The 20,954-nt window shown below is 62.3% G+C and carries 17 protein-coding genes; 8 read left to right on the forward strand and 9 right to left on the reverse strand.

The features are described from left to right. Positions 1–13 precede the first annotated feature (13 nt). A complete protein-coding gene (locus QZW03_RS12230) occupies positions 14–1,078 on the reverse strand; it encodes a 3'-5' exonuclease (protein ID WP_296510284.1) in 1,065 nt (354 codons plus the stop codon). A gap of 98 nt (positions 1,079–1,176) precedes the next feature. Between QZW03_RS12230 and QZW03_RS12235 the strand changes: the two genes are divergently transcribed. From QZW03_RS12235 to QZW03_RS12265, 7 genes are all read left to right on the forward strand, one after another. Further along, positions 1,177–1,635 carry a flavodoxin domain-containing protein gene (locus QZW03_RS12235; RefSeq protein ID WP_296510285.1) on the forward strand — a complete coding sequence of 153 codons (459 nt, stop codon included), beginning with the start codon at positions 1,177–1,179 and terminating at the stop codon, positions 1,633–1,635. A 60-nt stretch (positions 1,636–1,695) separates the two neighbouring features. Then, entirely contained in the window at positions 1,696–2,616 is a 921-nt protein-coding gene (locus QZW03_RS12240) for a CoA transferase (RefSeq protein WP_296510286.1), read from the forward strand. 36 nt (positions 2,617–2,652) lie between these two features. Continuing rightward, positions 2,653–3,735 (forward strand): acyltransferase, encoded by a 1,083-nt coding sequence (locus QZW03_RS12245; RefSeq protein WP_296510287.1) that lies wholly within the window; start codon positions 2,653–2,655, stop codon positions 3,733–3,735. Positions 3,736–3,768: 33 nt separating this feature from the next. After that, positions 3,769–4,482 carry a YebC/PmpR family DNA-binding transcriptional regulator gene (locus QZW03_RS12250; RefSeq protein WP_296510288.1) on the forward strand — a complete coding sequence of 238 codons (714 nt, stop codon included), beginning with the start codon at positions 3,769–3,771 and terminating at the stop codon, positions 4,480–4,482. A gap of 59 nt (positions 4,483–4,541) precedes the next feature. Further along, a complete protein-coding gene (locus QZW03_RS12255) occupies positions 4,542–5,234 on the forward strand; it encodes a cold shock and DUF1294 domain-containing protein (RefSeq protein ID WP_296510289.1) in 693 nt (230 codons plus the stop codon). Between the two features lie 167 nt (positions 5,235–5,401). Then, positions 5,402–5,737, forward strand: coding sequence for a helix-turn-helix transcriptional regulator (locus QZW03_RS12260; protein WP_296510290.1), 336 nt, complete (start codon positions 5,402–5,404; stop codon positions 5,735–5,737). 2 nt (positions 5,738–5,739) lie between these two features. Then, complete coding sequence (locus QZW03_RS12265; protein WP_296510291.1) at positions 5,740–7,119, forward strand: type II toxin-antitoxin system HipA family toxin; 1,380 nt, start codon at positions 5,740–5,742, stop codon at positions 7,117–7,119. Between the two features lie 177 nt (positions 7,120–7,296). Here QZW03_RS12265 and QZW03_RS12270 read toward each other — a convergent pair whose 3' ends face one another. From QZW03_RS12270 to QZW03_RS12305, 8 genes are all read right to left on the reverse strand, one after another. Next, positions 7,297–9,768, reverse strand: a complete 2,472-nt coding sequence (locus tag QZW03_RS12270; protein ID WP_296510412.1) for a glycogen/starch/alpha-glucan phosphorylase — start codon at positions 9,766–9,768, stop codon at positions 7,297–7,299. A gap of 17 nt (positions 9,769–9,785) precedes the next feature. Beyond that, positions 9,786–11,255 (reverse strand): glycogen synthase GlgA, encoded by a 1,470-nt coding sequence (gene glgA, locus QZW03_RS12275; protein ID WP_296510292.1) that lies wholly within the window; start codon positions 11,253–11,255, stop codon positions 9,786–9,788. A 38-nt stretch (positions 11,256–11,293) separates the two neighbouring features. Further along, positions 11,294–12,550: a glucose-1-phosphate adenylyltransferase gene (gene glgC, locus QZW03_RS12280; RefSeq protein ID WP_296510413.1), complete on the reverse strand. Its 1,257-nt coding sequence runs from the start codon at positions 12,548–12,550 to the stop codon at positions 11,294–11,296. Between the two features lie 109 nt (positions 12,551–12,659). Further along, positions 12,660–14,291: an alpha-D-glucose phosphate-specific phosphoglucomutase gene (locus QZW03_RS12285; RefSeq protein ID WP_296510293.1), complete on the reverse strand. Its 1,632-nt coding sequence runs from the start codon at positions 14,289–14,291 to the stop codon at positions 12,660–12,662. A 41-nt stretch (positions 14,292–14,332) separates the two neighbouring features. Next, the gene (gene glgX / locus QZW03_RS12290) at positions 14,333–16,405 is read right to left on the reverse strand and encodes a glycogen debranching protein GlgX (RefSeq protein ID WP_296510294.1); all 2,073 of its coding nucleotides are present in this window, start codon (positions 16,403–16,405) and stop codon (positions 14,333–14,335) included. Between the two features lie 8 nt (positions 16,406–16,413). After that, positions 16,414–18,600, reverse strand: a complete 2,187-nt coding sequence (gene glgB / locus QZW03_RS12295; protein ID WP_296510295.1) for a 1,4-alpha-glucan branching protein GlgB — start codon at positions 18,598–18,600, stop codon at positions 16,414–16,416. A 188-nt stretch (positions 18,601–18,788) separates the two neighbouring features. Continuing rightward, on the reverse strand, positions 18,789–19,751 hold the full coding sequence (locus QZW03_RS12300) for a TraB/GumN family protein (protein ID WP_296510296.1): 963 nt from the start codon (positions 19,749–19,751) through the stop codon (positions 18,789–18,791). Continuing rightward, on the reverse strand, positions 19,741–20,379 hold the full coding sequence (locus QZW03_RS12305) for a hypothetical protein (protein ID WP_296510297.1): 639 nt from the start codon (positions 20,377–20,379) through the stop codon (positions 19,741–19,743). The genes QZW03_RS12300 and QZW03_RS12305 overlap by 11 nt, the downstream gene beginning before the upstream one ends. A gap of 139 nt (positions 20,380–20,518) precedes the next feature. Here QZW03_RS12305 and yiaA point away from each other — a divergent pair, with 139 nt between their 5' ends. Further along, the gene (gene yiaA, locus QZW03_RS12310; protein WP_296510298.1) at positions 20,519–20,953 is read left to right on the forward strand and encodes an inner membrane protein YiaA; all 435 of its coding nucleotides are present in this window, start codon (positions 20,519–20,521) and stop codon (positions 20,951–20,953) included. The last annotated feature ends 1 nt before the right edge of the window (position 20,954 follow it).

The raw sequence follows: 20,954 nt of genomic DNA on the forward strand, positions 1-20,954 counted from the left end.
AGCATCGCCCCCCTTAAAGTTGTTGGTACACGGTGTGGCCGCTGCGGCTGGAGTATTTGGTCAGGGCATCCATCTTCTCTACTTGCACGGCCGCATGGCGCCCGGCGTAGACCTCTTGGCGCAACCAATCGAACTCGGTGTGCAGCGCGGCATCGTCGCTCAGGCGGGTGGCCCACACGCGCTGGTCTGCGTTCCAGCGGTAACCCCGGGCCTTGAGCAAGTCTTTGGCCTCAAACGGCGCGTTGGTCGCGCTCAGGCGGTAGCTCGGGTTGCGGGCCGCCTGCAGCAACTGGGCCAAGCCGGTTCGCACGGTCTCGCTAGCGGGCTGCGGGAGCGGGGCCGCCAACACCGCCAGCAGGGCGTGGCAGTCCATTTCGGCCCGGTGGGCGTCGTAAAACAAGCCCAGCTCGGCGGCCAGGCTTTCTAACTTGGCAGAGCCGCGCCCTTGGGCCTTCCAATCAATATCTGCAAACGAGCAGGACCACGCCATCCCGGCAAACGCCGGCAGCCGCGCTTCCACAAACGGACGGTCAAAGCCTGCGTTATGGGCAATCACGACATCCACCCCCTGCATGAGGGCGGCAATGCGCACTTCATCCAGCGCCTGGCCTTGCACCTCGGCGTCTTGAATCCCGGTGATAGCCACCACTTCAGGGGGAATGGGCTTGCCCGGGTCTTCCAAGCCGTCATAGACCTCGACCGGCCCGACCGGGAGCCCGGTTTCGGTATCGACCGACACCCGCAACAGCGCGAGTTCTATGATTTTTTCTTTGGACTGATCCAGCCCGGTGGTCTCGGTGTCGAGCACCAGAATCGTCTTCACCGGCTTGTCGGTGGCACCAGGCCATTGCAGACACGGCTTGAGGCGACGCTGTACCCGGTAATCGGCGTGGGCCTCCAGGGCACGGGCCATGGCCTCGGCATCCATCAGCGGCGCGGGTGGAGGCACGGCAGTCTTCGGGCTTTTGGCCGCGGCAGCCTTGGGGCTGCGGCTGGCGCGTTTGGGTGGATCAAGGTCCAGCGTGGGCAAATCGGCCAGAAAAGCAAAGCCGAGTTGGGGGTCAAAAACTTGGGTCACGGTGCACCTGAGAAAAACGGGAATCCCGTCGCCGGGAGAGGCCGACATTATTGCCCCTATCATCTTGCGAACGCTCTAGAAGTCCTCTGAAACCCGCTATGCACCTCACTATTCTTGTCGGTACTGTCCATGGCAACGCCCAAAGCGTGGCCGAAGCCCTCCAACTAGGCGCCGACGACATCGGAGCCACCATCGACGTGCTGCCCATGGACGGCCTCGATATCTCCGTGTTCGACACGCCCGGCACCTTCATCGTGTGCACCTCGACCACCGGCGCGGGCGATGTTCCCGACAATGCCACCGGCCTGTTCCACAGCCTGGACGCCCAAGCCAAATACCTCGGCCATGTGCGCTACGGCTTGGTGGCGCTGGGCGACAGCAGCTACGGCGACACCTTTTTAGGTGGCGGCAAGCAGTTCGACGCCAAACTGCAAGACCTGGGGGCCCGCAAACTCGGCGATACCTGTGTGATCGACGCCATGGAAACCACAACGCCCGAAGACGATGCACTGGCCTGGCTCCAGACTTGGGCCGTCGAGTTGGCGACACTTGGGTAAGAAATAGGCCTCCAGCCCATGCAGAATGTGCGCCAACAGCTCCTTTTTTGATAGCAAATCATGCCACTGCAATCACCCGCCCATCCCGCAGCTCCCGCACACCGCCCTCTCAAGGGCACCCGTATCCTGAGCCTGGCGCTCAATCTGCCGGGCCCTGCCGCCCTGATGCGCTGCCGCGACATGGGGGCGACCTGCATCAAGCTGGAGCCGCCCGCCCCAGCCGGCGCACGGGCTGGCGCCTCCGGCGACCCCATGGGCCTGTACAACCGCCCGGCCTATGAGGCTATGCACCGCGGCATGCGGGTGCTTGCCGCCGACTTGAAAACCGAGGCCGGCCAACGCGCCCTCCACAAAGAGCTGGCCAAGGCCGACGTGCTACTCACGTCTTTCCGCCCCAGCGCGCTCAAAAAGCTCGGCTTGGAGTGGAAAACACTGCGAAAGCAGTACCCGCAGTTGTCGATGGTTGCCATCGTGGGGGCGCCCGGTGCCCGCGCCGAGGAGCCGGGCCACGACCTGACCTACCTGGCCGAAAACGACCTCGTCACCGGACTGGAGATGCCCCCCACCCTGTATGCCGACATGGGCGGCTCACTCATGACCAGTGAAGCCGTGCTGCAAACCCGCCTGCTCACCCAGGCCAAAGGCAAAGGCGTGTGGATGGAGATTGCGCTCGCAGTGGCCGCGGGCTACCTCGCGCTGCCACGGCGCTGGGGCTTGACCCAAGCCGGTGCCGCCGTGGGCGGGGGGCACGCGGGCTACCGCGTCTACCCGTGCAAAGACGGGCGGGTCGCCATGGCGGCCCTGGAGCCCCATTTCGCAGCGTCCTTGGGCGCCGCTGCCGGTCTGCGACAATCGCACCCCTTGGCCATGATGACCCCGGAGGCCCACGCCGCCGTGGCAGCTTTTGTGGCCGGCCAAACCCGCGCGCAGCTCGACGAGCTTGCAAGCACCCAAGACATTCCGCTTTACACGCTGGCCTGATTCCCCGGGCCGGCACGCCCCTTTGTGCCCGCCCTGATGACTGTTGCCCGCCTGCCCGCCCTCGCCTCGTTCCGGCTGATTGATATCTTGAAAGTGATTGCAGCCCAGTGCATCGTGCTGCACCACTTCTCTGCCTATGGCCCCCTCTCAGAAGCTGCCTCCAGCGCCTTGCCCGAAGTGTTCGAGTGGCTCTATGACAACGCCCGCATGGCCGTGCAGGTGTTTCTGGTAATTGCCGGCTACCTGGCAGCCCGCGGTTTCGCTCTTACCAAGCGCCCGACCACCGACGTGCTCAGCGGCATCTGGCAGCGCTACCAGCGCTTGGCCCTGCCCTTTGTGGCGGCCCTGTTGCTCACGGTTCTGTGCTCCGCGGTGGCGCGCCCGTTCCTGGAGGCGGGCGTCGTTCCGGCTGCCCCCACCTTGCCCCAACTGCTGGCCCATGCGAGCCTGCTGCACAGCGTGGCGGACGTGGAGTCTTTGTCGGCCGGGGTCTGGTACGTGGCAATCGACTTCCAACTCTATGCCACCCTGGCCCTGGTGTTGTGGCTGGGCGGCGGCAAGCGCTGGCTGAGCATGGCGCTGGTGGCGCTGCTGTGTGTGGCATCCATCACCTGGTTCAATACGGATGCGGAGTGGGACATCTGGTCGGTGTATTTCTTTGGCGCCTATGGCCTGGGCGCCCTGGCGTGGTGGGCGGGTCAGCGGGCCCGCCATGGTCTGTACGCCGTGGGCCTGTATGCCACCACCCTGTGTATCGGGCTGGTCGCGCTGGCGGTGAGTTTCCGGGAGCGCATGGCACTGGCTATCAGCGTGTCGGCCTTGCTCGCGAGTTTCGGCAGCGCGCAGCTGCAACTGCCCAGAGCCCTGGACCGAGCCATCGCCCTGCTCAGCCGCACCTCATACGCCCTGTTTTTGGTGCACTACGCCGTGCTGCTGCTTGCCAACGCCGCGTGGGCCGAGATTGGCTCGGACAACGGCGACGCGGCCCTGCTTTTCATGGCAGCCAGCTGGCTCACAGCGCTCGGTGCCAGCTACTTGTTTCACACCCAGGTGGAACACCGCATCGCCCAATGGCGCGCTGCGCCCGGCACCGGCTCAGCCCCTCAGGCAGCCAAGTAAAATCTATTCCTTCAACATCAAGAAAGACTCGCTATGGGCGCGCAATGGAAAGCAAAGGGCAAGGCCTTGGTAGCCGATGCCAAGGGCCGGCTGTTTACCAAGCTGGTGAAAGAAATTACCGTGGCCGCCCGTGGCGGTGCAGACCCGGCCGCCAACGCCAAGCTGCGCTTGGTGGTGGAACAGGCCCGCAAGGTCTCCATGCCCAAAGAAACCCTGGACCGCGCCATCAAAAAAGGTGCGGGTCTGACCGGTGAAGTCATCAATTACGAACACGTCATCTACGAAGGCTTTGCGCCCCACCAAGTGGCCGTGATGGTGGAGTGCCTGACCGACAACGTGAAGCGCACCGCGCCTGAAATGCGCGTGTTGTTCCGCAAAGGCCAGCTGGGCACCAGCGGCTCGGTGTCGTGGGACTTTAACCACCTGGGCATGATCGAAGCATCACCCGCTGCTGCCGACTCCGACGCCGAAGTGGCGGCTATTGAAGCCGGAGCACAAGACTTTGAAGCCGGCGACGAAGAAGGCAACACCGTGTTTTACACCGACCCGGCCGACCTGGACCTGGTCGCCCGCGCCCTGCCCAACTTCGGCTTCAACGTGTTGTCCATGAAGCTGGGCTACAAAGCCAAAAACCCTGTCGACCCCACCAGCCTGAGCGCTGAAGCGCTGGAAGAGGTAGAAGCCTTCCTGGCCGCCATCGACGGCAATGACGACGTGCAAAACGTCTACGTGGCGCTGGGCGGTTGATAACTGCCAGCGAGCCCGCGATAGCCGCAACATAGCGGCGCGCACAGGGGGGACTTCACATGCAAAAGCAGGGCCAAGTGGTCCGGTTCGACGCGCAGCGAGGCTTTGGCTTTATTCGCTGCAACGCAACCAGCCAGGATATTTTTTTTCATATCCGTGATTGCCACGGGGGGGCTCAGCCCCCGTTGGGTGCGACGGTAGATTTTGAAGAAATTCACGTTGGCGGCAAAGGCCCGAGGGCCATGGCCGTGCGGCAGCGCAACTTAAGCGCAACACCTTTCAGCGCCCGGGATGCTCACCGTCCCACTAACAACCACCGCTCAGCGCCACGCACAGCAGCACCCGCAGCGCGCCCCCGCCAAGCGGCCAGGCCGCCAGAAGAGTCCACGCCCTTCATGGGGATAGGGTCCTTGACCCTGATCTGGATCGCCCTGCTGGTGTGGGGCATCTGGCAACACAAGCTCCCGCTGCTGGCGGGACTCGGTGCGCTGGGCATCAACCTCGCCACCTTTTTTGCCTATTGGGTGGACAAATACGCAGCACAAAAAGGCCAGTGGAGAACCAAGGAAGACACTTTGCACCTGCTGGCGCTGGCAGGCGGCTGGCCTGCTGCGCGGGCGGCGCAGCAAGTGCTGCGGCACAAAACGGTGAAAGCCAGTTTTCAAACCACCTATTGGGTAACTGTCTGGCTGCACCTGGCTCTACTGGCGGGCTACCTCTTCTGGGAGCGGATTCAACCGCTCCTAAAATAATAGCTACTCGCGCAATAGATTCGGTGGCTAGAGGCCGATTTGATGGATCTTTCTGCTGAAATGGGTGTTTTGCAGGGTAGGCGCGAATTACCAATCTAACATCCGCGCCAAACATGCTTATCGAGGCATATATTGCAAATATGCCTTTTTGAGCATACTATCCAACCGTGACCTACCTGCTTCAAACACCAGATCAACTCGCGGTGCATTTGCGTGCGCTGCGTCTGGCAAACGGCTGGAGCCAAAAACAGCTCGCAGAAAAACTTGGACTCAGTCAATCCCGCGTCGCTCGGATTGAGCGCGACCCCTTGAGCATCAGCGTGGAACAACTGCTCAAGGTACTGAGTGCCCTGGGCGCAAATGTGCGTATCCACGTCGACAGCGAAGGTGCGAGCCCTACTCAAACGCCCGTCGTTCAGGTCCATGCCGCAGATACCTCCGGAGAGTCGCTCACATCGGCAGCGGAAATTGCGTTTACAAAAAGCGAGCGGGGTGACTGGTAACCATGGCGGACAGCTTGAATGTCTGGATGAATGGCCTGCTGGTGGGCAACTGGAGGCATTCGCGCTCCAGAACGTCGGTATTTCGCTACGAGCCCCGCTGGATGGAGTCGCCCGCATCGCGTCCCTTGTCACTTTCCATTCCCATGACAGCGGGAAATAGCGAGCACCGCGGCGAGGTGGTTGACCACTATTTTGACAACCTGCTGCCGGATAACGAGGCGATTCGACAACGCATCCGCACACGCTATGGCACGCGATCCACGGGCGCCTACGAGTTGCTCACTGCGATAGGGCGTGATTGCGTCGGGGCGGTTCAGTTGCTCCCTCCCGACATGACACCACTTGGCTGGGATCAAGTGGCATCCGTTGCATTGTCCGAAAGCGACGTTGCCCGGCAACTGCGCAATGCCTCTTCGAGCCTCGCATTGGGGCAAGGTATCGATGTAGACCAGGATTTCCGCCTATCCCTTGCCGGCGCCCAAGAAAAAACTGCGCTCCTGAAATACGGGGGCTCGTGGCGCATGCCCCAAGGTGCAACACCGACCACCCACATCCTGAAGCTCCCCTTGGGGATTGTGGGCAATCAGCTCGCTACTTTGAGAGACTCTGTCGATAACGAGTGGGTATGTTCCAAGATCTTGGAGGCCATGGGCTTTCCAGTGGCAGCAACGGAGATGGAGGCCTTCGAAGGTCAAAAGGCACTGGTGGTGGAACGGTTTGATCGTCGTTGGCAGAACATCGCGCCTGGTCAACAAAATGAATCTGGCTTTGAGCCAGGTAGCGACGTGTGGATTGCACGTCTACCCCAAGAAGACTTTTGTCAGATCACAGGGCGATCACCCAGCCGGAAGTACGAGTCTCATGGTGGCCCTGGAATTGCCAAATGCATGGCGCAATTGGCAGGTAGCCAAGAGGCTGATGCTGATCGATCGCAGTTCGTCTTGGCACAACTGGCGTTCTGGCTGTTGGCAGCCACTGATGGACATGCCAAGAACTTTTCGATATTCATACTGCGCGGCGGTGCGTATCGAATGACCCCGCTCTACGACGTCATTTCAGTCTGGCCCTACATCGGCTCAGAGCCCCACAAATTACTCCCCTATCAAGACGCGAAACTTGCCATGGCGCTGCACTCCAAGAGCGCCCACTATCGACTCAACGAAGTCCGTGTGCGGCACTGGGAAAGGTTGGCACGTGAGTGCGGAGTTGAAGGCGTTTGGGAAAAAATGCAAAGCATGGTCGAGAGCACAAGTTCCGCACTAGATGCCGTAGAGAGTCGATTGCCTGCCGGATTCCCTGAGCACATTTGGTCGGCTATCAGCCATGGCGCACGCACACATGCCTCGCAGTTTCAGCGAGAACTTGCTTTGTCAAACAATTGAGCAAACGGTGTGAGCTGACTTTGCGGGCTTCGTCGTCACCTGCTGGCACCTGGGTCAGCTGGTTGCTGTCTTGGGCGATTCGCCTGTAGCGACGCCTGCTACAAAATTTGGAGCTGCTAGCACACACGCCCCTTGGGCCAGAGGCTGATTTGACACCAATCTGCTTCTGAACGCCCTTCAGGAAGCGAGCTCCAGCGGCTTGCTCTTCCAGATCTTGTCCGCGTACTCGCCAATCGTGCGGTCTGCAGAAAACGGGCCCATGGCCGCTACGTTGCGCAGGGCCATGACGGACCAGGCTTCTTTGCTCTGATAGGCCACGTCTACCTGCTCTTGCGCGGCAATATAGGCCGCATAGTCCGCCAGCAGCAGGTAGTGGTCGCCCCAGTTCACCAGCAGGTCGTAAATGCCCTGAAAGCGGCCTGGCTCGTCGGGGCTGAATACGCCGTCGCGGATGGCTTCCAGCACCGCAGTCAGCTCGGCGTTGCCTTCTGCAATGGCGCGCGGCTGGTAGCCGGCGGCGCGGGTGGCGGCCACCTGGGGCGTGGTCAGGCCGAAGATGAAGATGTTGTCGGCCCCCACGTTCTCCAGAATTTCCACGTTGGCGCCGTCCAGCGTGCCGATGGTCAGCGCGCCATTGAGCGCGAACTTCATGTTGCCCGTGCCGGACGCCTCGGTGCCGGCGGTGGAGATTTGCTCCGACAAATCCGCCGCCGGGATGATGCGCTCCGCCAGGCTCACGCTGTAGTTGGGGATGAACACCACCTTGAGCAGGTTGCCCACGCGCGGGTCGTTGTTCACCACCTTGGCCACGTTGTTGATGAGGTGAATGATCTGCTTGGCCATGTGGTAGGCCGATGCGGCCTTACCTGCAAACACCACAACACGAGGAACTGGGGGCGTCACCGTCACCGAGCCGGGGTTGTTGATGATGCGCAGGTAGCGGGTGATGACATGCAGCACGTTCAGCAACTGGCGCTTGTATTCGTGAATGCGCTTGACCTGCACGTCGTACAGCGCATCGGTCGGGATGGTCAGGCCCATGTTGGCCTGTACCCAATCAGCCAGGCGCTGCTTGTTGGCGAGCTTGGCGCCCTGAAAGGCCTCTATCACCTTGGGCTGCGTCAGCACCGCATTCAAGCCACTCAGCTGCGTCAGGTCACGGCGCCAGCCGGTGCCCACCTGCTTGTCGAGCACCGCAGACAGCGCCGGATTGGCCTGTGCCAGCCAGCGGCGCGGGGTGATGCCGTTGGTTTTGTTGTTAAAGCGCTCGGGCCACAGGGTGGCAAAGTCGAAAAAGATGCTCTCTTTCATCAACTCCGAGTGCAGGGCCGACACACCGTTGACCGAGTGGCTGGTCACCACCGCCAGGTAGGCCATGCGCACGCGGCGCTCGCCAGCCTCGTCCACCAGGCTCACCTTGCGCAGCAGCTCGGGGCTGCCGCCGCGCAGCGAGATTTGGTGCAAAAACTGGGCGTTGATGTCGTAAATAATTTGCAGGTGGCGCGGCAGGATGCGCCCCATCATCTCCACCGGCCAGGTCTCCAGCGCCTCGTGCATGAGGGTGTGGTTGGTGTAGCTGAACACGCCTTGGCACAGGCGCCAAGCGTCGGCCCACGAGAGGTGGTGCTCATCGAGCAGCAGGCGCATGAGCTCCGGAATGGCCAGCACCGGGTGGGTGTCGTTGAGGTGGATGCTGACCTTGTCGGGCAGGCTCTCAAAGTTGTCGTGGGTGCGCAGGTAGCGGCGCAACAGGTCTTGCACGCTGGCGCTGCAGAAGAAATACTCCTGGTGCAAACGCAGTTCTTTGCCGGAGGCGGTGGAGTCGTCCGGGTAGAGCACGCGGGACACGTTTTCGGAGTGGTTTTTGGTTTCCACCGCGGCCATGTAGTTGCCGCGGTTGAAGGCGCCGAGGTCAATCTCTTGCGTGGCCTTGGCCGACCACAGGCGCAGGGTGTTGGTGGCCTTGGTGGCGTAGCCGGGGATGATGGTGTCATAGGCCATAGCTTGCACGTCGTGGCTGTCCACCCACTGGTAGGCGTCGCCCACTTTCACCACATGGCCGCCGAACTGCACGCGGTAGTTCACCTCGGGGCGCGGAAACTCCCAGGGGTTGCCGTGGGTGAGCCAGTAGTCGGGCACTTCCACCTGGCGGCCGTCCACAATGGTTTGTTTGAACATGCCGTAGTCGTAGCGAATGCCGTAGCCGAAACCCGGAATATTCAGCGTGGCCATGGAGTCTAAAAAGCAGGCTGCCAAGCGGCCCAAGCCCCCGTTGCCCAAAGCGGCATCGGGCTCCAGCTCGGTTACGGCGTCCATATCCACCCCGAAATCGGCCAGGGCTTGTTTGACCCGCTCCCGCAGGCCGACGGCCAACATGGCGTTGCTGAAGGTGCGGCCGATCAAAAACTCCATGCTGAGGTAGTAGACCCGCTTGGAGTCTTGGGCGTATTGGGCGCGGGTGGTGGTCATCCAGCGCTCAACCAGCTGGTCGCGCACCGCATAGGCAGCGGCGTGCAGCCAGTCTTCGGGGCGGGCGGCCTCGGGGTCTTTGCCCACCACAAACATCAATTTATTGGCAATGGAGCGCTTGAGCGACTCCAGATCGCGGCCGGGCGCGTCGAATTCAAAGTTCACAGGGGCGCTCGTCATAGGGGTGGTAGAGGTGGTCATTCTTGAATCAACCTTTGGTAAAGGTGGGTGTAGTGCCCGGCGGCGGTAGCCCAGTCGAAGGCAAGCTTCATGCCGGTTTGGCGCACGCGGTTCCACTCGGCCTTGCGGTGGTACAGCGCAAACGCGCGGCGCACGGCCTTGCGGTAGGCGGTTTCGTCAAACGCATCGAACACAAAGCCAGTGGCGCTGCGGTCTTCGAGGGTCTCCAAGTCGCTATCGGTCACGGTGTCGGCCAGGCCACCCACACGGCGCACCAAAGGCAGGCTGCCGTATTTGAGGCCATACATCTGGGTCAGACCGCAGGGCTCGAAGCGGGAGGGCACCAAGGTGACGTCGCTCCCGGCGAACACCTTGTGGGCAAAAGACTCGTCGTAACCCAGCTTGACGGCCACTCGGCCGGCGTGGGTTTTGGCGCGCTCGGTGAAGGCTTGCTCCAACCACGTGTCGCCACTGCCCAGCACCAGCAACTGGCCACCGCGGGTCACGATTTCATCCAAGCCGGCCAGCACCAAGGGCAGGCCCTTTTGGTCGGTAAGGCGGCTCACCACGGCAAACAAGGGCGCGTCGGGCTCAATGGCCAGACCCATGGTGCCTTGCAACATGGCTTTGTTGAGCGCTTTACCGGCCATGTGGCGGGCGTCAAAGTTTTGTTCCAGCAAGCTGTCGGTGGCGGGGTTCCAGACCGTGTCGTCCACCGCGTTCAAGATGCCACTCAATGCATCGCGGCGCGCCATGAGCAAGCCGTCCAGCCCGCAGCCCTGCTCCGGCGTCTGGATTTCGCGGGCATAGGTGGGGCTCACGGTGGTAATGTGGCTGGCGTAAAACAAACCGGCTTTCATGAACGAGAGCTGGCCATGGAACTCCATGCCCTGCACATGAAAAGCCTCGCCGGGCAGGCCGAGGTCGCCAAAGTATTGCGGCCCGAACACGCCTTGGTACGCCAGGTTGTGCACGGTAAACACCGAGGGAACGCGGGTCGCACCGCGGTCGGCCCACAGCTTGAGGTAAGCGCTGGCCAAACCTGCGTGCCAGTCGTGGCTGTGCACCAACTGCGCCCGCCACAGACTGTCCATGCCATGCGCCAAGTGCGCCGCCGCCTGGCCCAGCGCGGCAAAGCGGCGGTGGTTGTCGCCATAGGGCTGCTTATTAGCGTCTTCATAGGGGTTACCAGGGCGCTCGTAGAGACCCGGGGCCATGAGCACATAAGCACCCTGCTGCATGTCACCCCGAGCCAAGGCCGGCAGGTCGCCGTAAACGACCTCCACCATCTCGCCCCAGGGCATGACAAACGCCCCTACCGGCGCGGCATTGCGCAGGCCCGCCACGATGGCCGGAAAGCCGGGTAACAGCACCCGCACATCACAGCCCGCCTCGTGCAGTGCCGCCGGCAGCGCGCCGGCAATGTCAGCCAGCCCTCCGGTTTTGAGCAGCGGGAAAATTTCAGCACTGACTTGCAGGATGCGCATAGGTTTTTTCTGTAGTGAGGGGGGAGACGCGCAGCGGCTCAGGGGGTGACCAACTTCTTCAGCATGTCTTTGGTGACCAGCACCACCCCGTTGTCGGTGCGCTCAAAGCGCGCGGCATCCGCCACCGGGTCTTCGCCGATGACCAAGCCATCTGGCACTTCCACACCCCGGTCGATGACCACCCGGCTCAGGCGGCAACCACGCCCCACGGTGACTTCGGGCAGCAGCACGGCCTGGTCGATCACGCAGAACGAGTGGATGCGCACGCTGCTAAACAACACCGAGTTGCTCACCACCGAGCCCGACACAATGCAGCCGCCCGACACCATGGTGTTGATGGCCTGACCGTGCTTGCCATCGGCGTCCTGCACAAACTTGGCAGGTGGCAACTGGCGCTGGCTGGTCCAGATGGGCCAGTTGGTGTCGTAAATGTCCAGCTCGGGCGTGACCGATGCGAGGTCGAGGTTGGCTTCCCAAAAGGCGTCGATGGTACCCACGTCGCGCCAGTAGGGCACGGCGTCCGGGGTGGACGACACACACGACATGGAGAACGGGTGCGCCACCGCCCTGCCCTCGCGCACCACGCGGGGAATCACGTCCTTGCCGAAGTCGTGGCTGGACTCGGGGTTGGCCAGGTCGTCTTCCAACAGGTCGTACAGGTACTTGGAATCGAAGATGTAAATGCCCATGCTGGCCAGAGACACGGCGTCGTTGCCGGGCATGGCGGGCGGGTTGGCGGGTTTCTCGACAAACTCGGTGATCATGCGGGTGCCGTCCACGGCCATCACGCCGAAGGCAGAAGCCTCGTCGCGGGGCACCTCGATGCAACCCACGGTGCAACCCGCGCCGCTCTCGACGTGGTCTTTGAGCATGAGCGAGTAGTCCATCTTGTAGATGTGGTCACCGGCCAGCACCACCACGTACTCGGGCTTGCTGCTTTGGATGATGTCCAGGTTCTGGTAGATCGCATCCGCCGTGCCGCGGTACCAGTGCTCTTCGTCTACCCGCTGTTGGGCGGGCAGCAGGTCGACCATCTCGTTGAGTTCAGCGCGCAAAAAGCTCCAGCCGCGCTGCAAGTGGCGCAGCAGCGAGTGCGATTTGTATTGGGTGATCACACCAATGCGGCGGATGCCGGAGTTCACGCAGTTGGAGAGCGCGAAGTCCACAATGCGGAACTTGCCGCCGAAATACACCGCTGGCTTAGCGCGGCGGTCGGTCAGCTGCTTGAGGCGGGAGCCGCGGCCACCAGCCAGCACCAGGGCGATGGTGCGACGCACCAGCATGTGGGGCTGCATGTGGCGCTCCTGGAGCGCGAGGTTGCGGGCGTTGTCTTGGGTGCTCATGGGTTTGTCTCCTGTCGCTTGGTTTTTGATGAGGTGAACGTAAGGCCTGTGCTTCTGCGGCTCAGGTCGTCACGGTGGGTTGGTTCATACCGGTGAAATGGCGGATGCGGGCCACCATTTCGGCCAGCGCAATCAGAGGTTGCAGCGCCTCTTGGGCGGGAATGTCATGGCGCGCAGCATCGGGCTCGTGGCGCTCCAGGTACACCCGCAAGGTAGCGCCCTCCGTGCCGGTGCCCGAGAGGCGGAACACCACCCGCGAGCCATCGGTAAGCACCACGCGCACGCCCTGCTTCTGGCTCACGCTGCCGTCCACCGGATCGGTGTAGGCAAAGTCGTCGGCAAAGGCCACCGGCAATCCGGCGATGGTGGTGCCACCCAAGGTAGGCAGTGCGGCCCGCAGCTCGGCCATCAAGGCATCTGCGCGCTCGGTAGGAATGCCCTCGTAATCGTGGCGGGAGTAGACACAGCGACCGTGGGCCGCCCACAACTCGCGCACCAAGGTTTCGACCGATTTGCCGCTGGCGGCAATCAGGTTGAGCCAGAACAGCACGGCCCACAAACCGTCTTTCTCGCGAACATGGTTGGAGCCGGTGCCGTAACTCTCTTCGCCACACAGGGTGACCTTGCCGTCGTCCATCAAGTTGCCAAAAAACTTCCAGCCGGTGGGGGTCTCAAAGCAAGGAATACCCAAAGCCTTGGCTACCCGGTCCACCGCGGTCGAGGTGGGCATGGAGCGGGCCACACCGGCCACACCGGCCTTGAAACCCGGCACCAAAGTGGCGTGGGCTGCAATCACCGCCAGGCTGTCGCTGGGTGACACCACAAAATTTCGCCCGACGATCATGTTGCGGTCGGCATCGCCGTCGCTCGCCGCGCCCATGTCGGGTGCGTCGGCGGCAAACAAATGGGCAATCAGGTCTTCGGCGTTCACCGGGTTAGGGTCAGGGTGCAAGCCACCGAAGTCTTCCAGCGGCGTGCCGTTGACCACCGTGCCGGCCGGTGCGCCCAGCTCGCCTTCCAGCAAGGCTTTGGCATAGGGGCCGCCCACCGCGCACATGGCGTCATACCGCAGGGTGAAGCCGCCTGCAAACAGCTTGCGGATGGCCTCGAAGTCAAACAGGCTGCGCATAACCTCGGCGTAATCGGACACGGGGTCAATGACCACCACCTCGGTGCTGCCAATGTGCTGGCTACCCAGAGCGTCCAGGCTGATGTCGGCCGTCTCCATGGTGCGGATTTCGCGGACTGACTTGGTACGCTCGTAAATGGCCTCGGTTACTTTTTCAGGCGCGGGGCCGCCATTGGCCACGTTGTATTTGATGCCGAAATCGCCATCCGGCCCGCCGGGGTTGTGACTGGCGGACAGCACGATGCCGCCGCTCGCGCCATGGCGGCGGATCACGGCACTCACTGCCGGCGTCGACAAAATGCCACCCTGCCCCACCAGCACCCGGGCATAGCCTTTGGCTGCAGCCATGCGCAATATGGTTTGGATCGCCACTCGGTTGTAAAAGCGGCCGTCACCGCCCACCACCAGCGTCAAGCCCGCTGCATCCGGCAGCACATCAAACAAAGCTTGAACAAAGTTTTCCAGATAACGGGGTTGCTGAAAGACCGTGACTTTTTTGCGCAAACCCGAAGTACCGGGGCGCTGTCCGTCAAAAGCAGAGGTGGGCAGAGTAATACGTGGCATGGTGGTGTGACAGTCGTAAAAACAAAAATGGTGGGTATGGTTCAAGTGGTCAACAGCATCAGGCTGTCCGCCTGCAGCAAGACCGAGCCAACGAGCGCGCTGCTTTCTGCGGGCAGCTCCGGGTGGGCGGTATCCAAGGCCAGGCACCAGGCACCGGGCGGCAGCTCAAACGCCTGGGCCTCACGGGCCGGGTTGAGCAGCAACACCAGTGCCTGCGGGGTGTCCGCCTGCAGGGTGACCGACATCGGGCCTCCAGCGGGGGCGTCCCAGTCGGCGGCCTGCAAGGGGCTGCCATCGGGCAGCGCCCACCGGGCTATGGGGCCGCTACCGGAGTCCGACGCATGGCCGCGCCACCAGCCGGCGGCCTGCAAGGCCTCCAGCCGCTTGCGCAAGGCAATGACACGGGCCACGAAGGCTGTTTCATGCTGCACCACAGCATCCCAGCGCAGCCAGGTGGTGGCGTTGTCTTGGCAGTAGGCGTTGTTGTTACCGCCCTGGGTGTGGCCCAGCTCGTCGCCGGCGAGCAGCATCGGGGTGCCGAGCGACAACAGCGTGGCGGCCAGCAAAGTGCGCCGATGGCGTGCACGCGCTTGCACCACGTGCGAATCGTCACTGGTTCCCTCGACCCCGTGGTTCACGCTCAGGTTGTGGCCATGCCCGTCGCGGTTGTGTTCGCCGTTGGCATCGTTGTGGCGCTCGCAGTAGCTCACCACGTCCATGAGGTTGAAGCCATCGTGCGCCGTCACCAGGTTCACGCTGCTATGGGCCGGGCGGGCGCTGGGTGTGAAGGCATCTGCCGAGCCTGCCAACCGGTTAGCCAGCGCGCCCCGGCTGGTGCTGTGGCGCAGCCAGGCACTGCGCTGGGTGTCGCGGAAGCGGTCGTTCCACTCCAGCCAGCCGGACGGAAATGCGCCCAGTTGGTAACCGCCGGGCCCGATGTCCCAGGGCTCGGCCACCATCAAGCGGTCGCGCAGCACGGGGTCTTGCGCCACCGCGGCCAGCCACGGGGCGTGTGGGTTGAAGCGGTAACCGGTGTCCCGTGTACCGCGCGCCATCACGGGCGCGAGGTCAAAACGGAAGCCATCGACCCCGTAGTCCAGCACCCAAGTGCGCAAGCTGTCCATCACGGTGCGCAGCACCAGCGGGTGGTTGAGGTTGACGCAGTTGCCGCAGCCCGTCCAGTTGATGTAACGGGCCGCATCACCGGGCTCCAAGTGGTAGTAGGTGCTGTTGGCAATGCCCCGCAGGCTCAGCGTCGGGCCGAGTTCATCGGTTTCGGCGGTGTGGTTGTAGACCACATCCAACACCACCTCCAGCCCGGCTGCGTGCAATGCGTCCACCATGGCGCGGAACTCGCTGCGCGGGGTGCTGCCCGGAGTGCCGCTCCAGTAGCGGGGCTCGGGCGCACTCCAGGCAATGGGGCTGTAGCCCCAGTAGTTACTCAGCCCCAGGTGCTGCAGGCGCTCTTCATCGGCGCGGGCTGCCACCGGCATCACGCTGAGCGTGGTCACCCCCAGAGCCGTCAAGTGGGCGATGGCTGCCGGGTGGGCAAGCCCCGCATAGGTACCCTGCAAATGCGCGGGCACGCCGGGGTGCAGCCGGGTAAAGCCCTTGACGTGCAGCTCATACATCACGCGTTGCCGCGCCTCGATGACCGGGCCGGCGGATGCAGGGGGCAAAGCGGCGGACACCCGCGCCTTCAGGGCTGTGGCCGCGTTGTCTCGGGCATCGGTTTGCTGCGAGCCCCTTGCACTCTCCGGGGTGTGGGCCCAGTGCAACTCGGAGCCGTCGTAGCGGCCCACGACCTCTAAGGCGTAGGGGTCGAGCAACACTTTGGCGGGGTTAAAGCGGTGGCCCTGCGCGGGCGCCCAAGGGCCGTGCACCCGGTAGCCGTACACCGGCCCGGCTCCGGCGCCAGGCAGCAGGCCATGCCACACGCCACCCGTGCAGCCCGGTAGAGCCAGGCGCTGGAGCTCGGTGCTGCCGGTTTCATCAAACAGGCAGAGATCCACACCGGTGGCGTCAGGCGCCGCCAGTGCAAAGTTCACCCCTTCTGCAGTGAGGCTCGCACCCCACACAGCGGCAGAACCCTGCAATAAGCTCGGCAAAGACATAGAGAGACTCATTCTTCTCCGGGAATGAGCACAAGGCATGCCAAGGGTGGCAAGGTCAGCACCAGCGACTGCCCGAGATGGTGCGCGACCACCGGCTCGCTTCGGCCGGCACACGAGCTCAGGCTGCTGCCACCATACACCCCGTTGTCGGTGTTAATGACCTCGCGCCAGGCCCCTGCCACCGGCACGCCGATGCGGTAACCCGGGCGCGGCACCGGTGTGAAGTTGCACACCACCACCATGACGCGACCGTCTTTGGCACGGCGCTGAAAAGCCACTACCGACTGGGCGGCATCGTCATGGGCGATCCACGCAAACCCTTCTTGCTGTATGTCTTGCTCATGCAGGGCGGGAAACGCGCGGTACACCCGATTCAGGTCTCGCACCAGGCGCTGCACGCCTTGGTGGCGCGGCAGCTGCTCCAGCGCCCAGGGCAGCTCGGTCGCGTCAGCCCACTCGGTGGGCTGGGCCAACTCGCCCCCCATGAACAATAATTTTTTGCCGGGGTAGGCCCACATGAACCCATAGAGCGCCCGCAAATTCGCGAACTTTTGCCACTCGTCCCCCGACATTTTCCCCAGCAGTGAGGCTTTGCCATGCACTACTTCGTCGTGCGAGAGCGGTAGCACAAAGTTTTCGGTGAACGCGTACATCAGCCCGAAGGTGAGTTGGTTCTGGTGGTGCTTGCGGTGTACGCCGTCCAGCGCCGCGTATTCCAGGGTGTCGTGCATCCAGCCCATGTTCCACTTGTAGTGAAAGCCCAAGCCGCCGCTCTGCAGGTCCGGCGATGGCGGCCGGCTTACGCCGGGGAAGGCGGTGGACTCTTCGGCCAGCGTGATCGCGCCGGGACGCTCGGTGCCGACCACATGGTTCATGCGACGCAAAAACTCAATCGCCTCCAGGTTCTCGCGTCCGCCGTGCTTATTGGGAATCCACTGCCCAGCGGCGCGGCTGTAGTCACGGTAGAGCATGGAGGCCACCGCGTCCACCCGCAGACCATCAATACCGAAGCGCTCCAACCAGTAAAGCGCATTGCTCACCAGAAAGTTACGCACTTCGGTGCGACCGAAGTTGTAGATGAGCGTGTTCCAGTCCTGGTGAAAGCCTTCTTTAGGATCGGCGTATTCGTAGAGGTGCGTGCCGTCGAACTCAGCCAGGCCGTGCGCGTCACTCGGAAAGTGCGCCGGCACCCAGTCAAGAATCACCCCCAGCCCGGCGTTGTGGGCAGCGTCCACAAAGTACTGAAAGTCTTCCGGAGACCCGAAGCGCGACGTCGGCGCAAAAAGCCCCAGTGGCTGGTAGCCCCACGAGCCATCAAACGGGTGCTCGCTCACCGGCAGCAGCTCTAGGTGGGTGAAGCCGAGTTCACGCGCATAGGGCACCAGTGTGTCGGCGAGCTCACGGTAGTTCAGCCAGCGCCAGCCGTCGGCTTTGCGCCAGGAGCCCAAGTGCACCTCATAAATGCTCAAGGGCTGGTTCAGCCCGTTGGCCTGCACGCGGTCCGCACGCATGGGCAGCCGCGGGGGCAAGCCTGCAACCACACTGGCCGTATCGGGGCGCAGCTGGGCCGCAAACGCAAACGGGTCGGCCTTGGTGGTGATGGCGCCCTTGGCGTTCCAGAGCTCAAATTTGTACAGGTCCCCCTTGCCGACATGGGGGATAAAAATTTCCCATACGCCACACTCACGGCGCAAACGCATGGGGTGGCGCCGCCCGTCCCATGCATTGAACGAGCCGACCACCGAGACCCGCTGGGCATTGGGCGCCCACACGGCAAAACTGGTGCCGTCGATGCCGCACACCCGGGCGGGGTGCGCCCCCAGACATTCATAGGGGCGCAAATGCGTGCCCTCGGCGAGCAGCCACAAATCCATCTCTTGCAACACGACCGGAAAGCGGTAGGGGTCCTCCAGGAGCGACACACCGGCAGCACTGTCATCCCAGCAGACTTCCAGTAAATAGTCCGGTACCACGAGAGCGCCCGGCAACAGGAGTGAGAACACATCAGTGCCCTCGTGGCGGGCGAGTGTTCCAAGCCGTGCGCCGGTTTCACGCTCTATAGCGCACACCTCCCGGGCTGCCGGGAACAGCGCACAAATGCGAACGCCGCCCTCTTGCAGGTGGGGCCCGAGAATGCTGAAAGGATCGGCATGTTGGGCACGCATCAAGGCACCCACGTCGTGGTCTGTCAGCATAGGTCTCTCACATTCACCAAGGGCTCACACCCGGGCTTGTCGTTGGTTTAAATCACAGCTTATTGCATAAGTCTGCAAAAAACCGGCTACCCGGTGGACTCCCGCACCAAAAGCGGAATTTTGTAACCGTTACCACCAAGAGTTACCAACATTGTGAAGCTGAAAAGCCGCTTCACGGGCCTTGACCATCAGGGTAAACGCTGGACGCGATAGCCCATTCGGCCTAATACCGCGGGCAAACCCCGATCACCTGACATGTGCAAACTCCCGACGGCGGCAAAAACCCGTTGCCCTGAGCGATGCAGCGCGTCAATCTGGTGCGCCATGGCGGGGTTTCGCTGGTCCAAAAGACGCTGCATTTGTAACTTTTCCGAGGGAGTTACCAAGCACTCGCACCACTGCTCATACGTGTCCAGCCGCTGCTGATCACCGTGCTCCCACATGCTGACCAGCTCCAGCAAGCTCTGGCGTGCGGTGCCGGCCTCAAGCTCACGCAAACCGTCTTCCAGCATTTGGCGGGCTTCGGCGGCGTCTGGCGACAGCAGGGCTTGTAACTGCAGCTCCACGGTTTCCAGCGACACGACAGGCATGCCCCGCTGTTGTGCAAACAATGCCAGAAAGGTTTCTGAACCAAACTGCGCATCCAGCCCGTCGCGCCGCGCTAGGGCGAGCGCCACCCCGGAGAGCAGCAATTCCGCAGGGCTCAGCCCCACGGCCTGGATCGGGAGACACTGCGCCTGCAACTGGCGCTCCAAGCGCTGGCGCTGCCCGGGCGCCAGCGGCCGCACCGGCGCTTGCGCCAGGGCAGCCCCCATGCGGCGGACGTTGTCAGCATCCAGAGGATTGAGCTCCAGCGCGAGAGTGGTGGCATCTTGCAAAGCCGCCGCCATGGCCGGGCCAGCGGCCAACCAAGTTTCACGGCCCACATGCAGCGTGCCATAAAGGTAGGAGCTGTGCCCGTCCTTGGTGACCCGCCACAAAAACCCGCGATCTCGCGCTTGGGCCTGCGACGCTGCGAACAACTCGGCACTCAAGGACTTGCGCTCTGGGGGGCAGTTTTCCCCCGTGGCAGAAGCCGAAATACAGAAACCCAGTAAACAGCAGCACAACATCCACTGCTGGAAGGTGCGCCAGAGGTACCTAGCGTTCATGGACTTTGCGAACCGTTTTACGCAAGCGTTCCACCATAGCCGCCGTTGCTTCTTGACATACATTCAAAGTGACCCTGTTTCCCCCATTCAAGAGCTGGCCATCCTGAACGCTAGACGCCGTCGCACAAGCGGAGGGTTGTTGCGCGCTTGCAGCACTTAACTCCAGCAACTCTTTGCTGAGCTTTTGCATGCGTTGCACGTCGGACAGGTAATTGCGCTCCGAGTGCACCACCTCCAGCATTTCAGCACCTTCCGGCGTGCGAACCAAGCGGCATCGCCCGTAATCCCGAGGTAACACCAATCTCAGCGAGAGCTTCTTGTCGCGGGAAAGTACCTGACCATCCACCAAAGTAAAGGTGCGCTTGTCTTGGTCAAATACGAACACTGAGTACAAGCCGGTTTTCGAGTTTTGAGGCATGACATCGACAAACCCGTTTCGCAGGGCGCGAACCTCTTCAGGGACCTTGTAACTCTCGACTTTCATCACGGGACAGCGCTCAACCAAGCTCTCCAAAGTACTCGACTCGTACTGCTTGATCGCCTTAGGACTGTTACTGAACTGGATGGGCGCCTGAGCCAAAGCCATGGCCGGCAACATCAGCAACGCTATCGTGAATACCCTGATCATTTTTTAGAAAAAGTCCGAAATTTATTGAGAGAATGGCGCCGGCATTTCGCGGGCCATTAAAAACAATAGCTTAGCGCCATCAGGCAGCAGCACTGTGGCTCGTCACCGCCAAACTTTTAAACTCGTCACACACCTACCCATGAAAACATCCATCTCGTTTCCACAATCTTCTTCCGGTGCCTACGTAGGCGCCACATTCGCTTGTCTAGGCTTGGGCGCCGGTGGGTTTCTGCTAGGCCTGTGGAATGCGGAAATGCAACTGAACGAGAGAGGCTACTACTTCACCTTACTGGCCTTCGGATTGTTTGCCGCCGTTTCGCTGCAAAAATGCGTGCGCGACAAGCTTGAAGGCATTCCAGTGTCTGGTGCGTATTACGGCATTTGCTATTTGGCAGTCGGCTTGTCGCTGCTATTGCTTGGCACTGGCTTGTGGAACGCGACCCTGCTGCTCTCCGAAAAAGGTTATTACGCAATGTCCTTCGTACTAGCCTTGTACAGCGCCGTGACCGTCCAGAAAAATGTGCGGGACAAAAAGGCAACCGCCGCCGGCAACGACAGCGATACCCTGCAGTAAA

Origin of the sequence: Rhodoferax sp., assembly GCF_013297935.1 — a bacterium.
Taxonomy (GTDB): Bacteria; Pseudomonadota; Gammaproteobacteria; order Burkholderiales; family Burkholderiaceae_C; genus Allorhodoferax.

Bases quoted from the DNA above. Each gene is read 5' to 3' on its own strand.
- QZW03_RS12235 (WP_296510285.1), top strand. From the start codon at position 1,177: ATGCACCTCACTATTCTTGTCGGTACTGTCCATGGCAACGCCCAAAGC.
- QZW03_RS12240 (WP_296510286.1), top strand. From the start codon at position 1,696: ATGCCACTGCAATCACCCGCCCATCCCGCAGCTCCCGCACACCGCCCT.
- QZW03_RS12245 (WP_296510287.1), top strand. From the start codon at position 2,653: ATGACTGTTGCCCGCCTGCCCGCCCTCGCCTCGTTCCGGCTGATTGAT.
- QZW03_RS12250 (WP_296510288.1), top strand. From the start codon at position 3,769: ATGGGCGCGCAATGGAAAGCAAAGGGCAAGGCCTTGGTAGCCGATGCC.
- QZW03_RS12255 (WP_296510289.1), top strand. From the start codon at position 4,542: ATGCAAAAGCAGGGCCAAGTGGTCCGGTTCGACGCGCAGCGAGGCTTT.
- QZW03_RS12265 (WP_296510291.1), top strand. From the start codon at position 5,740: ATGGCGGACAGCTTGAATGTCTGGATGAATGGCCTGCTGGTGGGCAAC.
- QZW03_RS12270 (WP_296510412.1), bottom strand. From the start codon at position 9,768: ATGACGAGCGCCCCTGTGAACTTTGAATTCGACGCGCCCGGCCGCGAT.
- glgA (WP_296510292.1), bottom strand. From the start codon at position 11,255: ATGCGCATCCTGCAAGTCAGTGCTGAAATTTTCCCGCTGCTCAAAACC.
- glgC (WP_296510413.1), bottom strand. From the start codon at position 12,550: ATGCAGCCCCACATGCTGGTGCGTCGCACCATCGCCCTGGTGCTGGCT.
- QZW03_RS12285 (WP_296510293.1), bottom strand. From the start codon at position 14,291: ATGCCACGTATTACTCTGCCCACCTCTGCTTTTGACGGACAGCGCCCC.
- glgX (WP_296510294.1), bottom strand. From the start codon at position 16,405: ATGTCTTTGCCGAGCTTATTGCAGGGTTCTGCCGCTGTGTGGGGTGCG.
- glgB (WP_296510295.1), bottom strand. From the start codon at position 18,600: ATGCTGACAGACCACGACGTGGGTGCCTTGATGCGTGCCCAACATGCC.
- QZW03_RS12300 (WP_296510296.1), bottom strand. From the start codon at position 19,751: ATGAACGCTAGGTACCTCTGGCGCACCTTCCAGCAGTGGATGTTGTGC.
- QZW03_RS12305 (WP_296510297.1), bottom strand. From the start codon at position 20,379: ATGATCAGGGTATTCACGATAGCGTTGCTGATGTTGCCGGCCATGGCT.
- yiaA (WP_296510298.1), top strand. From the start codon at position 20,519: ATGAAAACATCCATCTCGTTTCCACAATCTTCTTCCGGTGCCTACGTA.